We start from the raw sequence: 13,112 nt of genomic DNA, 5'->3' as shown, positions 1-13,112 counted from the left end.
TAACTTAATTGTATCAGAAGTGGTCCTTATTTTTCTCAAAAACAATCAAAGCCGGTGACATTTTACTCGTCGTAAAATGTCACCGGCTTTTTCATTTCAGAGGTGGGTTTTGTCCCAGCCTCTTTTTTATACTATTAAGCACAAAGGATATTTTCAGCCGGCATCAAGAAACATGATTACCATTAATTTGATCTGGGAATAGTCATTAGTAAACATTTGTAAGAGAGTTAGACAGCAAATCTTCTTACACCACGAATCCTCATAAACAACTGAATTCTTCACTTTCGACAAAATTAGTGAAAGTTTTTAACATCTTCAGACACATTCCTTGGATTCGTTTACTTATAATTGAAAGAAATGGATTGTCCCGGAAGGAGGGGCCAGATGAGAGCTTATCAGTTGTATTTAATAGAAGATGAATTTGCGTCCCATTATTTTGGCAGAGAGCGGATGTTTTTTCAGCTGTTTGAAGAGTATGAGCGTTCGTCAGGTGAAATGAAGGCTATTCTATCGAAGCAAATAGATTTCGTGACTAAGCCGATCCCGGGTTTAAAAGTGCATCAAAATATCCACCAGCAGCTTCAAAGAAAAAAAGACTTTATCATAGAAAAAAGTGCATACTATATAGAGATGAGTAAAAGAAGCAGGGCGAAGCTTGAAGTTTTTGAACGGAGTCTGGTTTTAGAAGCGGCCGGCAGCTATGAGGCAGAGACAGTTTTTTTCGAAGTGCTGCGAAAAAATGAGTCTTCCTTTTTGGCTGTTGACCTCCAGCATAAGCGCTATGGGTGGCTAAAACCGATAAAAGAGAGAAAGTTCGTCTAAAATAAGAGAAAATCTGAAGCAAATATTGTATAATAACCTTTGGTCTAGTACACTGTATGATAGACAACATGAAGGAGGAAGTTAGTATGGGTATGTACATTCTAGTTGGTGTACTGGCGCTTCTTGCCGGTGTAGCACTAGGATTTTTCATTGCTCGAAAATATATGATGAGCTACCTTGAGAAAAATCCGCCAATTAATGAACAAATGCTTAAAATGATGATGATGCAAATGGGCATGAAGCCATCTCAAAAGAAGATCAACCAAATGATGAATGCCATGAACAAGCAGACTGGCAAGTAATCAGGGAAAGCATCCATCGTAAACCACTTTTCTGTTACAACAACAGAAAAGTGGTTTTTTTATAAAAAAAGCAACCTTCTAGTTGTTCACAAGCCTGATAAACCACATAGAAGTATTAGGGCAATGAAGCATCCATTCGGGTGCTTTTTTTTGTTTGGGAATAAATCTTCCTTATTTTCTCAATATTTGTTAAACTATTTAAGCTATTATGGATTTCGGAGGCTGGGGTATGAAGGTTTTTTGGGATTTGATGTGGTTTTTTAGACAGGAGAAAAAGGCTTATGTAAACGGGATTATTCTGCTGTTATTAGTGGCTCTGCTTCAGCTGATCCCGCCAAAGGTTGTCGGCATTGTGGTCGATTCGATTAAAAATGGTGAGCTGACTGCAAAAGCATTATTAATGTGGGTTGGACTTCTTGCTGCTGTTGCCATCATGATGTATATGCTCCGCTATTATTGGCGCATTATGATTTTCGGTTCTGCCGTTAAGCTGTCCAAACTTCTTCGCAACAGGCTTTATATGCATTTTACTAATATGTCACAGGCCTTTTACCAGAAAAAGCGGGTAGGGGATTTAATGGCTCATGCAACCAATGATTTGCAGGCCATTCAGCAGACGGCAGGAGCTGGTGTACTCACTTTAGTCGATTCACTGGCGACAGGCGGTTTCGTTATCATCGCCATGGCAGCAACAATCAGCTGGAAGCTGACTCTGATCTGTTTGATTCCGATGCCCTTCATGGCACTTCTCACAAGCTGGTACGGAACACTTCTTCATAAACGGTTCCACAAAGCACAGGAGGCTTTTTCTTCACTGAATGACAAAACTCAGGAAAGTGTTTCAGGAATTAAAGTCATTAAGACATTCGGTCAGGAAAGAGAAGATATTGAAGATTTCCGCAGACAGTCTGAAGATGTAGTGCAGAAAAACATTTCTGTTGCACGGGTTGATTCTTTGTTTGATCCGACAATCAGTATTATTGTAGGGATTTCTTTCTTCCTGTCAATTGCATTTGGGTCAAGATATGTTATTGCAGGAGAGCTGACAATCGGGCAGCTGGTTTCATTTACTACCTATCTTGGTCTTTTGATTTGGCCGATGCTGGCATTTGGCTGGCTCTTTAACATTGTTGAGAGAGGCCGCGCCTCTTATGATCGAGTTTCTGCTCTTCTTGCAGAAGAAATTGATATAAAGGATGATGAGACTGGAATCCATGAGGTTCCAAGCGGTGATATAGAGTACAGGATTGAGGAGTTCGCTTATCCGGGTGAACAGGAAGCACTGCTTAAAGATATTTATTTTAGACTGGAAAGAGGAGAGACTCTCGGTGTAGCAGGTAAAACGGGTGCTGGCAAAACCACGCTGCTGAAGCTATTAATCCGAGAGTTTGAAGGCTATAAAGGTGAAATTCTTTTTGCCGGACATCCAATAAATCGCTATAATATCGAAAAACTGAGGGAAGCGATTGGCTATGTTCCGCAGGAGCACTTCCTGTTCTCGGCTACCGTTGCTGAAAATATCGCTTTCACAAGGCCGGATGCAGACCTTGAAGATATTTATGCGGCAGCAAAACTGGCCAATATCCATGAAGATATTCTTGAATTCACGGATGGCTATAAAACCGTTGTGGGTGAAAGAGGGGTCTCGCTTTCCGGAGGACAGAAGCAGCGTATTTCCATTGCACGGGCACTTATGATGAATCCGGAAGTATTGATTTTAGATGACTCCCTTTCTGCTGTTGATGCGAAAACTGAGGAAGCAATTCTTACTTCATTGCGGGCCGATCGGGCTGGCAAGACAACGATTATTACTGCTCACCGGCTTAGTGCCATTCAGCATGCGAATCTCATATTGGTGCTGGATGAAGGAAGGATCGTTCAGAGGGGAACTCATGCTGAACTAATGGCTCAAGACGGCTGGTATAAAAATATGTATTTGCGGCAGCAGCTGGAGGAGCTTGTAGAGCATGGGGGGTAAAAAAATGGAAAAGACACCGATTATGAAGGAAAAAGAGCAGCGAAAGGTCCTTTTCCGGCTGCTTTCCTACACAAAACCGCATAAAAAAACAATCACACTTGCCTTCAGTCTGCTTCTTTTAACAACGATTGGAGACATCCTGGGTCCGATTCTTGTTAAGATTTTTATCGATGATTATTTAACACCTGGAAATCTTGCTTTTAAACCGTTATTTGCCCTGGGTTCAGCCTATCTCGGTATTCAGATTATGAATGTGCTTGTATCCTATTTTCAGCTCCTTAAATTTCAGGAAATAGCACTGAAAATCATTCAGCAGCTGCGTGTGGATGTCTTTTCAAAGGTTCAGTCACTGGGTTTAAAGTACTTTGATAAAACGCCGGCGGGAAGTATTGTTTCCCGGGTTACAAATGATACAGAGGCGATTAAGGATATGTTTGTCAGTGTCCTGGTTACCTTCATTCAGGGTGCCTTCCTTCTGACGGGAATCTTTGTGGCGATGTTTATTCTGAATGTGAAGCTCGCGCTGTTTTGTCTGGTAATTCTCCCGATTCTCTTTATCATTATCCGGACTTACCGCAAATATAGCTCTGTTTTCTATAAGGATTTAAGGGAAAGGCTGAGTGAGCTGAATGCAAAACTGAGTGAATCGCTGCAGGGAATGTCGATCATCCAAGTATTCAGACAGGAAAAAAGGCTGCGCAAAGAATTTGGCTATATTAATGAGCAGCATTATAAAGCAGGAATGCGCAATATCAAAATGGATGGGCTGCTGTTAAGGCCGGCCATTGACCTTGTTTATGTTCTGGCACTTGTTATTGTATTGAGCTTTTTTGGGATTTCTTCTTTGAAAAGTCCGGTTGAAATCGGTGTGCTTTATGCCTTTGTAAGTTATCTGGACCGTTTTTTTGAGCCGGTGAATCAGATCATGATGAGGCTTTCTATGTATCAGCAGGCCATCGTTGCCGCTTCAAGAGCGTTTGCTTTGCTGGACGAAAAGGAAGCTGCCCCAGCACAGGAGGACTGCAATTCTGCTGAAATCATGGAGGGTGAAATAGAGTTCAGGAACATCAGCTTCTCCTATGACGGAAAACGGGATGTTTTGAAAAATATCTCATTTTCTGCCAAACCGGGTGAAACCGTTGCCCTCGTAGGCCATACCGGAAGCGGCAAAAGCTCTATCATTAATTTAATGATGCGATTCTATGAATATGAACGCGGTGATATACTCATTGACGGGAGAAGCATCAAGTCATATCCTGCAGAAGAATTGCGTACAAAAATGGGGCTCGTCCTTCAGGATCCTTTCCTTTTTTACGGGACCATTAAGGATAATATTATGCTGCATAATGCAAGTATGACAGATGCTGAGATTGAAGCTGCGGCTAAGTTTGTGCAGGCTCATACTTTCATAAACAAGTTAGAAGACGGTTATGACCATCCGGTTGTGGAGCGGGGCTCGACTTTTTCAAGCGGGCAAAGACAGCTCATTGCTTTTGCAAGAACAATCGCTGCCAACCCGAAAATTCTTGTGCTGGATGAAGCAACAGCTAATATTGATACTGAAACAGAAGAAGCCATTCAGACAGCACTGGAAGAAATGAGAAAGGGCCGCACAACAATTGCGATTGCTCATCGTTTGTCTACGATACAGGATGCTGAACTGATTCTCGTTCTTCATCAGGGGGAAATAGTAGAAAGAGGAACGCATCAGGAATTGCTGGCAAAGCGAGGCTTGTATCATAAAATGTACCTGCTGCAGAATGGAACAGCTGAGAAAGTGGAGGATGCATCAGGTTAATGGAGTAACAAAAAACAGCCTGCAGATACTGCATGGCTGTTTCTTAATGTGTCTGGACTTTTTTAATGAAGCTTCGGTTATATTCATTTAATAGGGCATCCAATTCCTGGCTGTATCGGATTGCTGCGGAAGAGCTTAAGCCGCTTTTCATGGCCACTTGAATTAACTCTGTTCTTTTTTGTTCGATTAATGTAAGCAGTTCCTGTTTACACACGGCCAATAATTCCTCTCTGATCATTTCTTATATGTAGGCTATACACTGCCAATTTGAACTATGTCAAAAGCTGAAAGATAATAACAGAATTTGTTAAGATCTATACTAGTATATCGAATTATGGTAATAAATTCAAAGAAACTTGTTTTAAACTTTAGTAACATTTACATTAAAATTACATGTTTTAGGTTGAAAATTAATATGATCTTTAGTAACAGATGGTGACATAAATTGTTCACATACTATCCATTATCTTTTTTACATGGGATTTGTTAGAATGAAATTGGAATGAATGAGTATCAGGAGTTGTGACTATGACAGATTTGAATGTATTTATTGCATTAGGTGCAGGGTTTTTAAGCTTTGTTTCACCTTGCTGCCTGCCATTATATCCGGCCTTTTTATCGTATATTACCGGGATGTCTGTAGGGGAAATTAAAGAAGAAAATGCGATGATGCAGAGAAGGAGCATGCTTCATACACTATTCTTCCTGATCGGATTTTCGGCCATATTTATCGCAATTGGGTTTGGAACAACCTTGTTTGGTCAATTCTTTCAGCAATACCAGGATTTAATCAGACAAATTGGCGCCATCTTTGTATTTATTTTTGGATTATTAATTGTGGGCATAATTAAGCCTGAATTTCTTATGAAAGAAAGGCGGTTTGAATTTAAGAATCGTCCATCAGGTCTTCTGGGATCTGTTCTAATCGGAATGGCATTCGCAGCAGGCTGGACCCCGTGTACAGGTCCAATTTTAGGGGCGGTCTGGTCATTAGCCGTCACAAATCCGAATTCTGCAATGATTTACATGATTGCCTATATTCTTGGCTTTGCTATTCCATTCTTTGTTCTCTCCTTCTTCATCGGGAAAATGCAATGGATCAGGCGAAACAGCGCCAAGATTATGAAAATCGGCGGTGTATTGATGATGATCATGGGTGTAGTTTTATTCTTTGACTGGATGACAAAAATCATTATCTTCCTTTCACCGTTATTTGGCGGATTTACTGGTTTCTAAAAGCAGGGCACATTCAATTTTGGAATGTGCCTCTTTTTTTGTGTATAAGGAAAAAGAGCTATGACAGCTGGTCGAAATTTGTCATACTCTTTCAATTGATATATATCAGAAAGTTCGATATATTGAAATATGTGTTCTTGCAGAGTGGATTAATGTATCTCTCTAAAAGAATGAGTTTTTCTGCGAGATGTTTGAATAAATGTTATTGTGGGTATTTTTTACTATATATGTAGTATAATAGAGATATAACTTCCAATGCACTACAAGGGGGAAACAGCGGTGGCGAGAATTATAATAGTTGATGATGCGAAGTTTATGAGGGTTACGCTGAGCAGTATCCTGAAAAAAGCCGATCATGAAATTGTGGGAGAAGGGGAAAACGGAAAGGAAGGCGTGGACTTATTCGTAAATCTCAAGCCGGATTTAGTAATGATGGATATTACGATGCCAGAAATGAGCGGGCTTGAAGCAGTCAGGGAAATTAAGAGGCAAAACCCTAATGCGAAGGTTATCATGTGTTCAGCCATGGGCCAGCAGAAGGTAATCGTTGAATCCATTGAAGCAGGAGCGAAGGATTTCATTATAAAACCATTCGATGAAGGCCGTGTATTAGAAGCGGTAAATCGGGTATTAAGTTAAGAGCTGCCTCGGGGTACCCTTGACATAAGGATGTGTCATGGTATCAGCTGGAGTGGCTTTTTTTTATGAACTTATATCCTTCTGAGTACCTTAATTAATCTTATTAAGATATAATATGGGTAGTAATTAAATGAAATAAAGGATGAAATCGAATGGACTTTGTATTAATTTCATCAATCGGTGCCGTATTTATGGCAATCTTCGCTATGTTCATCCGCATGAAGGCTGCAAAAAAGCCGGCTTCGGCTAAGAAAATCATCTTGCCGCCGATTTTTATGAGCACAGGTGCTCTCATGTTTACCGTTCCTTATTTCCGTGTTACTCCATTGGAGATTCTGGAAGCGGCTACTGTTGGATTCCTGTTTTCGATGTTTTTAATAAAAACATCCTCCTTTGAAATCAGGGACAGCGAAATTTATTTGAAGCGCTCCAAAGCATTTGCTTTTATATTAATAGGGTTGCTTGTGATCCGCATCATTGGAAAAATAGTACTTAGCTCAACAATTGACTATGGTCAGCTGAGCGGCATGTTCTGGATTCTCGCATTTTCGATGATTCTTCCTTGGAGAATTGCGATGTATATGAATTATCGGAAGCTTCATCACGAGCTTAATGGATCGGGGAATCCTAAAACAACTTAATAGATTGAAAGCCGCCTGTCATTACGCTCGGCGGCTTTTTTATTGTTATTTAATGGACTCCATTTTTAGGGTCCCAAACTCCATGCAATTTCCGGATTTCTACGATCTGGCCAATGTGATAGGCATTGTGTATGGTTAAATTTGAAATGACAGACGACCAGGATTCGACCGGTTCCTTATAGGCTGAGGAGAGCAGCTTTTCTTCACTGCATTCTTCCAGGACTTTGATCCACTCAGTCAAGACGTTTTGAATAGCTTTTATGGCAGAATGCCAATCCTCGTCAGTAGGGGATTCATTAAGCTTAAAAGTTTCGTCATTAGCGATATGAGTTTGGGCGAGCGGCAATTCTTTGAACCTGGTTAGATAGCGGTCATTCCAGAAAGTAAGGTGGGTGACAATCTGCCAGATGGAATGACCGGTTCCTGACTTGTAAGATGCTTCTTTTCCTGATAATCCTCCGATGGCAGCTGATAGCGGGACAAACCAATTAGGCTGGTCGAGACAGGCGGATAGCTGTTTTAATAAAACTTCTTTTGTAGTCATGGGATTACTCCTTTATGGATAGAGTTACTCTCCATTTCTATTCAATATAGGTGGTGAGTATCCTTAAAGTCGAAAAAATAAAAAACCATTTCGGTGTTCCGAAATGGCTTAGAATAAATGTTCATATGGCGTGATACTTATCTGTTTTTCTGTCAACTTTTTGCGCAGAAATTTGTGGTCCCGTTTTGGCGTGGCTAGAATGTAACCTCGAATCAGAAGGTCCTGATCAATTTGATCTGCCTTTTCATTTACTGCAAGTTCTCCAATTTTGCCGGCTATCTTCATTCTTGCTACATCCCTGAACAGTTCAGGAACCGGACTTACGAGATCCTCCAGCAAATCTTTTTCCCTTTGCTGCCATAGATGCCGCGTTTCATTGACATAATGCTCTTCCCAATCCAAATCCGATTTGCCGTCTTCTTTCGGCATGCGTTTTAAAAACTTGCGGAACATAAAAAAACCGCCAATCGCAAAGAACGAAGTCAGAATGACAACCCAGAACAATATAAAATACATAAACCAGCCTTCTAGCATTTTCCTTCACCTACACACATATTTTCCTATTCTTATTATAAGCTTTGTCCCGAGAAACGACAAGAACGGAGTCATAAGTCTTGAAAGCAGCACGGTTTGCACTTATAATAGGAATAGTCTTTACGGGGCTGATTGGGGTGCTGGTGCCCTCCACGGTCTTCAAAACCGCTTGTGACCTGCGTGCCAGGTCAGCTGGGTTCGATTCCCAGGCGGTCCCGCCAAATATACATATGTCTGATGTTTATACCGTACGAGGATTTCTACACTCGTGCGGTTTTTTGACGTTTTAATAGTAGACCGAGGGAGACCGATGCCAGAGACCGTTGGTGACCCTTGCCTTAGACCGCACGAATCCACGTCGGTTTCACCCAATTTAGACCGATAAAAGGAGTGCATTAATTACCATGGAAGTAAAGCAAAAGAAAGTAAGAAAATACAATGTAGGTAAGACCTCAAGCAGAAAAATGCGAAATGCTAATCTAGATACTCTTACTGGGTTGTATGAGCGGTTTTGCAAATACAAGCAAACAGAGGGTATGTCAGAACGGACATTAAGGGATTATAAGTCGCATTTTGACTATTTAATGAAGTTTTTGGAGGATGAAGATATTAGCAGAAGCGAAATGACTAGAGATTTATTTAGAGAATATATTTCTTGGATGTTGTATGAGCAGGGATTATCTCCAGTAACAGCGAATGTTCGAATCAGAACATTGCGAGCGTTCCTCCGATTTTGTTGCAAAGAAGGTTATATTCAGCAGCCTATCCATGAAGATTTAAAGATTTTAAGAACACCACAGGATTTGATAGAATCATTTACGGCAGAGGAAGTACGCAAGTTATTGTCGGTTATTGACAAAGAAAGTTATGCAGGTTTCCGTAATGCATTAATTATTCAATTTTTATTAGATACGATGGTTCGTGTTTCCGAATTAGTTGCAATAAAAAGGGAAAATGTTCATCTTGATGATGGGTTTGTGAAACTGGAAGCAACTGAAACAAAAACAAGGCGTGCAAGACTAATCCCATTATCAGCTAGAACCATATCAATATTAAAAGAATACTTGAAGGAAACTAAAGAATTTGAAAGCGATTATTTATTTCTAACATATGAAGGAAAACCTCTTTCTTCGGATACTATACGTTGGAGTTTACGTCAAATAGGAGAAGCTGCTGGCATTACCAATAAAAGAGTATCACCGCATACATTTCGTCATACAGGGGCTTTAATGTATGTGATGAATGGAGGAGACCCTTTTAGCCTTCAGAAGATACTTGGCCATACATCGATGTCAATGGTAAGAAAATATATTCAGATGACAGATATGGATGTAAAAACACAGCACGATATGTTTTCGCCCTTGAATAATATATTCTAAGTTGCATTAAGGGGTTAATACTTTTGGAAGGTGGGGAAACTCATCTCTTTTCTGTATAATAGGCGGTGTTATCCACATTTTCTGCCCCTCCCTTTAGAGGAAATGTCATTAGCACGTTAACTCACACATACGGTGTAAAAAACTCCGATACGAGACGGATAAAATTGGCTTTATTTAATGCTACAATAAACAATTTTCTTTAATTTTTATAAGAACGTCGATTAGCTTTGATTAATATAGTTTTCTTTTTGTCAAATACGAACAATAACCTTCGAAAAAGTCATGACGAGTTCTCACCAGTTAGGAAAATTGTTTAAAAAAACTGTGAGACGTTGGAAAAAATATTTTGGAGAATTATTTGTCTTTGACTAAATTTGACTATACTATATCAATGTAATAAAGTTCAAATTACTTTGGGAAAGGGATGGATTTTTATGGTAGATAGGTATAATGAAACTATGAAACAGGTTCAAGAAAGATATCCAAATCTAACAGTAGTATCTTTAGAGCAAGAATTAGATATTTTTTCTAATTCTATTATGTTTTTGACTGTAAAGACTCGCAAAGCAAGTGATTGGTAAATTAAACACATTGTCACGTGGAAAAAATCGACTTTTAGCAACATCTTTTAGTGTTAAAGAAAATACTATTAGATTTAAATCTAGTAGTGTAGGTGACATGTATCCACTATTGGACACTATTACAAGATAGTTAAAGTATGTTGAAATGTGGGACACCGATTTGAGAGAAGAAAATGATAAGTACAATCCACTAAATTCATTAGATGTGTAAGGGGAAAAAAAGGGGAGCAGTCACAGGACTGCTTCCTTTCTTTATTATTTGACGTTGTCCAATCTTCTACATAGTAAGTTATAGGAACATCATCTTTTTATTATATGGGAATATTGAAATGAAACTGTATTATCACTCTTTAAATAAAGAATACATACTAGAAACTATTGATATTGCAATACTTTTGTTTAATAATCAGAATATTCAGTTGATTTTATGGGATTTTTTTTGTATAATAAATTCGATATTTTCGAAGAGATTGGAGGTGAATTCATGTTTATTGCATACTCAGACGCGTCAGTTAAAAATAATAAAGCATATTTAGCATTCTTAATTGTCTTTGAAGATAAAAGCATAATAGGCAGAAGGATAATCGTTAACGAAACAGATAGCAACATTGCTGAGGCTTTGGCAATAAATGAGTTGCTATCATTCCTCCGTCGCTACAATTTTAGAGACGGGTTATTGTTATTCGATTCAAATGGGGTGAAAAAACAACTTAAAAGGAAGAATAGGCAGATACATAAGTACATCCCTAAAGACACGTATAGGGAGCTAAGAGGTCTTAATGTGAGAACACAATTGATAAATAGAAAGTTGAATATGGCTCATAGAATAAGCCGATGCGATAAATACCTTCCTTCACAGCCTATATCATTAATTAATCGCAAGTACTATCAAAGCATTGAAAATTATCCAGATTTGTACTTGCAGGCGTCAGTGCTTAAAGAATACAGGGAGATATACAACAAACGTTCTGCTACCTTTCATGAGGCACAAATGAAACTTAATAAGAAAATTTGGCTTGCTGACCTTGTTGAAGAGAATGGAGAAATGAAGATTTACGAGATTCATGATAAGAGAATACATGTGTATGGGGACACAATTATTAAGCTAAGCAGAATAAATTATGTTCGAATAAGTAACCATTGGAGAGTTGTAAGAAGGAGAAAAAAGCTAAAGAAGATGTTAATTAAATAAACAGACTTTAGAACTCTAGGTGGGAGATGTCGCATTAAATGGTGAACAAAAGATGGACATACGAAGAAGAAGAGTTGTGTAAGGAAATGTTAAGGTGCGGTAAAAGCTATGAAGAAATAGCAAAAAAGGTTGGTAGAACTGTTGAATCAATAAAGAATAAAAATTGGAAATTTTGGAAGGTAAACAAAAAAATAATACATGATATTGACTTTGCAACAGAAGTTTTCTTGAAGAATGGTTTAGTTCTTGAAGAAGGACAAGTTTATATAAACATTGCCACACCTATGACAGGTATCGCAAAAGAGAGTTATAAAGCATATCAATCAGTTGCAAATGTAAGAAATGGGCATCCTCCGCTCTTATTTGGTTTAAGTAATCCTCATACAATACATAATATCAGAGTTTGGTTAAGTATATATGAGCCGTTATACAAATTAATAAGCGATAGATTTGAAGGAACAGATGAGTATTTAGATTGGATAGATGATAAAGGAAATCCATTCAAGCAAACATGGACTAGGTTTCAATGGGGGTATAGAAATCCGAATACCACTGTAGAGAGAAGGGCGGAAACTAGAAGAAGAATGCCACATGAAGTTAGAAAAGAATATGAGGAATTATTAGCGGATGGGTGGAGTTTAATCGAAAGTGAAGAATATAAGTATGTCAATACACAAGTTCCTTTAATGGTTGAAAGTGATGAAGGTTATAAAGCCATGGTAACTTTATTAAACATTCAACAGAATGATAATCGTAGTCCACTCTTATTCAATATCTATTATCCAGAAATATCAACTTATAATATGCACTTGTGGTTAAGGTTAAACCCAAACTTTAAGTTTGGAAGTAACTATAAACTAAAAGATGATGAGATTTATAGAGGTATGGATGCAAGATATAAATTTATTTGTGAAATCCATGATGAATTTACAGCTATATGGGATAACGTAAGAAACGGTCATGGTTGTAAAGAGTGTTACCTAGAAAATAACAGAGGAGAAAATAATGTAAATTACAATCCAAATAAAACAGATGAAGAAAGAGAAAGGGGAAGACATATACAGGGTTACGATAAATGGAGAATAGCAGTTTATGATAGGGATAGGTATACTTGTATTCTTTGTGGTGACAGTCGTGGTGGCAATCTAAACGCTCACCATCTGGACGGGTACGATTGGTGCAAAGAAAAAAGAATTGATGTTGATAATGGGGTAACATTATGTGAATCATGTCATTTTGACTTCCATGATATATATGGTTATGGAGCAAATACAAGACATCAATTTGAGGAGTTTTATAAAGAGGAAAGGCCAAAAAGAAAATCATGGCTTTGTTAACTATGTAATTGTAGCAGCAAGCACACTAATCCACACCAACACGGTAAAAAAAATTCCGATACGAGGAGGATATTTTGTACCTTTATGACCTATACGAAATTCTATTTACAATGTTTTTATTACTAGTTC

The 13,112-nt window shown here is 38.5% G+C and carries 14 protein-coding genes and 1 tRNA gene; 12 read left to right on the top strand and 3 right to left on the bottom strand.

Features of this window, described 5'->3' with window-relative positions; all coding sequences use genetic code 11:
* Positions 1 to 384 precede the first annotated feature (384 nt).
* From sirA to M3205_RS12080, 4 genes are all read left to right on the top strand, one after another.
* Complete coding sequence (sirA, locus tag M3205_RS12095) at positions 385 to 822, top strand: sporulation inhibitor of replication protein SirA (RefSeq protein WP_251170135.1); 438 nt, start codon at positions 385 to 387, stop codon at positions 820 to 822.
* Between the two features lie 86 nt (positions 823 to 908).
* Positions 909 to 1,124, top strand: a complete 216-nt coding sequence (locus tag M3205_RS12090) for a YneF family protein (RefSeq protein WP_009330559.1) — start codon at positions 909 to 911, stop codon at positions 1,122 to 1,124.
* Positions 1,125 to 1,353: 229 nt separating this feature from the next.
* Positions 1,354 to 3,102 carry an ABC transporter transmembrane domain-containing protein gene (locus M3205_RS12085; RefSeq protein WP_251170134.1) on the top strand — a complete coding sequence of 583 codons (1,749 nt, stop codon included), beginning with the start codon at positions 1,354 to 1,356 and terminating at the stop codon, positions 3,100 to 3,102.
* A gap of 4 nt (positions 3,103 to 3,106) precedes the next feature.
* Positions 3,107 to 4,900: an ABC transporter ATP-binding protein gene (locus M3205_RS12080; protein WP_251170133.1), complete on the top strand. Its 1,794-nt coding sequence runs from the start codon at positions 3,107 to 3,109 to the stop codon at positions 4,898 to 4,900.
* A 43-nt stretch (positions 4,901 to 4,943) separates the two neighbouring features.
* Here M3205_RS12080 and M3205_RS12075 read toward each other — a convergent pair whose 3' ends face one another.
* Positions 4,944 to 5,114 (bottom strand): Spo0E family sporulation regulatory protein-aspartic acid phosphatase, encoded by a 171-nt coding sequence (locus tag M3205_RS12075; RefSeq protein WP_251170138.1) that lies wholly within the window; start codon positions 5,112 to 5,114, stop codon positions 4,944 to 4,946.
* 314 nt (positions 5,115 to 5,428) lie between these two features.
* Here M3205_RS12075 and M3205_RS12070 point away from each other — a divergent pair, with 314 nt between their 5' ends.
* The 3 genes from M3205_RS12070 (at position 5,429) to M3205_RS12060 (ending at position 7,416) form a co-directional block, all read left to right on the top strand.
* The gene (locus M3205_RS12070) at positions 5,429 to 6,136 is read left to right on the top strand and encodes a cytochrome c biogenesis CcdA family protein (RefSeq protein ID WP_251170132.1); all 708 of its coding nucleotides are present in this window, start codon (positions 5,429 to 5,431) and stop codon (positions 6,134 to 6,136) included.
* A 279-nt stretch (positions 6,137 to 6,415) separates the two neighbouring features.
* Entirely contained in the window at positions 6,416 to 6,775 is a 360-nt protein-coding gene (locus M3205_RS12065) for a response regulator (RefSeq protein ID WP_311315729.1), read from the top strand.
* Between the two features lie 152 nt (positions 6,776 to 6,927).
* Positions 6,928 to 7,416, top strand: a complete 489-nt coding sequence (locus M3205_RS12060; RefSeq protein WP_251170130.1) for a CcdC family protein — start codon at positions 6,928 to 6,930, stop codon at positions 7,414 to 7,416.
* A 49-nt stretch (positions 7,417 to 7,465) separates the two neighbouring features.
* Here M3205_RS12060 and M3205_RS12055 read toward each other — a convergent pair whose 3' ends face one another.
* Together M3205_RS12055 and M3205_RS12050 are read right to left on the bottom strand one after the other, a co-directional pair.
* Positions 7,466 to 7,960: a DinB family protein gene (locus M3205_RS12055; protein ID WP_251170129.1), complete on the bottom strand. Its 495-nt coding sequence runs from the start codon at positions 7,958 to 7,960 to the stop codon at positions 7,466 to 7,468.
* Positions 7,961 to 8,068: 108 nt separating this feature from the next.
* Complete coding sequence (locus M3205_RS12050; RefSeq protein ID WP_251170128.1) at positions 8,069 to 8,494, bottom strand: DUF2621 domain-containing protein; 426 nt, start codon at positions 8,492 to 8,494, stop codon at positions 8,069 to 8,071.
* Between the two features lie 124 nt (positions 8,495 to 8,618).
* Between M3205_RS12050 and M3205_RS12045 the strand changes: the two genes are divergently transcribed.
* The 5 genes from M3205_RS12045 (at position 8,619) to M3205_RS12025 (ending at position 12,983) form a co-directional block, all read left to right on the top strand.
* Positions 8,619 to 8,715: transfer RNA gene (locus M3205_RS12045), tRNA-Sec, on the top strand.
* Between the two features lie 183 nt (positions 8,716 to 8,898).
* Positions 8,899 to 9,873 carry a tyrosine-type recombinase/integrase gene (locus M3205_RS12040; protein WP_251170127.1) on the top strand — a complete coding sequence of 325 codons (975 nt, stop codon included), beginning with the start codon at positions 8,899 to 8,901 and terminating at the stop codon, positions 9,871 to 9,873.
* A 434-nt stretch (positions 9,874 to 10,307) separates the two neighbouring features.
* Positions 10,308 to 10,454 carry a hypothetical protein gene (locus M3205_RS12035; RefSeq protein ID WP_251170126.1) on the top strand — a complete coding sequence of 49 codons (147 nt, stop codon included), beginning with the start codon at positions 10,308 to 10,310 and terminating at the stop codon, positions 10,452 to 10,454.
* Positions 10,455 to 10,938: 484 nt separating this feature from the next.
* Complete coding sequence (locus M3205_RS12030) at positions 10,939 to 11,646, top strand: ribonuclease H family protein (protein ID WP_251170125.1); 708 nt, start codon at positions 10,939 to 10,941, stop codon at positions 11,644 to 11,646.
* Between the two features lie 38 nt (positions 11,647 to 11,684).
* The gene (locus tag M3205_RS12025) at positions 11,685 to 12,983 is read left to right on the top strand and encodes an HNH endonuclease (RefSeq protein ID WP_251170124.1); all 1,299 of its coding nucleotides are present in this window, start codon (positions 11,685 to 11,687) and stop codon (positions 12,981 to 12,983) included.
* Positions 12,984 to 13,112: the final 129 nt, after the last annotated feature.

The organism is Cytobacillus firmus (assembly GCF_023715565.1).
GTDB lineage: Bacteria > Bacillota > Bacilli > Bacillales > Cytobacillaceae > Cytobacillus > Cytobacillus firmus_C.
This window is presented reverse-complemented; position numbering and strand designations above follow the sequence as displayed.

Coding starts and splice junctions, on each gene's coding strand:
- sirA (WP_251170135.1), top strand. CDS start 385: ATGAGAGCTTATCAGTTGTATTTAATAGAAGATGAATTTGCGTCCCAT.
- M3205_RS12090 (WP_009330559.1), top strand. CDS start 909: ATGGGTATGTACATTCTAGTTGGTGTACTGGCGCTTCTTGCCGGTGTA.
- M3205_RS12085 (WP_251170134.1), top strand. CDS start 1,354: ATGAAGGTTTTTTGGGATTTGATGTGGTTTTTTAGACAGGAGAAAAAG.
- M3205_RS12080 (WP_251170133.1), top strand. CDS start 3,107: ATGGAAAAGACACCGATTATGAAGGAAAAAGAGCAGCGAAAGGTCCTT.
- M3205_RS12070 (WP_251170132.1), top strand. CDS start 5,429: ATGACAGATTTGAATGTATTTATTGCATTAGGTGCAGGGTTTTTAAGC.
- M3205_RS12060 (WP_251170130.1), top strand. CDS start 6,928: ATGGACTTTGTATTAATTTCATCAATCGGTGCCGTATTTATGGCAATC.
- M3205_RS12055 (WP_251170129.1), bottom strand. CDS start 7,960: ATGACTACAAAAGAAGTTTTATTAAAACAGCTATCCGCCTGTCTCGAC.
- M3205_RS12050 (WP_251170128.1), bottom strand. CDS start 8,494: ATGCTAGAAGGCTGGTTTATGTATTTTATATTGTTCTGGGTTGTCATT.
- M3205_RS12040 (WP_251170127.1), top strand. CDS start 8,899: ATGGAAGTAAAGCAAAAGAAAGTAAGAAAATACAATGTAGGTAAGACC.
- M3205_RS12035 (WP_251170126.1), top strand. CDS start 10,308: ATGGTAGATAGGTATAATGAAACTATGAAACAGGTTCAAGAAAGATAT.
- M3205_RS12030 (WP_251170125.1), top strand. CDS start 10,939: ATGTTTATTGCATACTCAGACGCGTCAGTTAAAAATAATAAAGCATAT.
- M3205_RS12025 (WP_251170124.1), top strand. CDS start 11,685: ATGGTGAACAAAAGATGGACATACGAAGAAGAAGAGTTGTGTAAGGAA.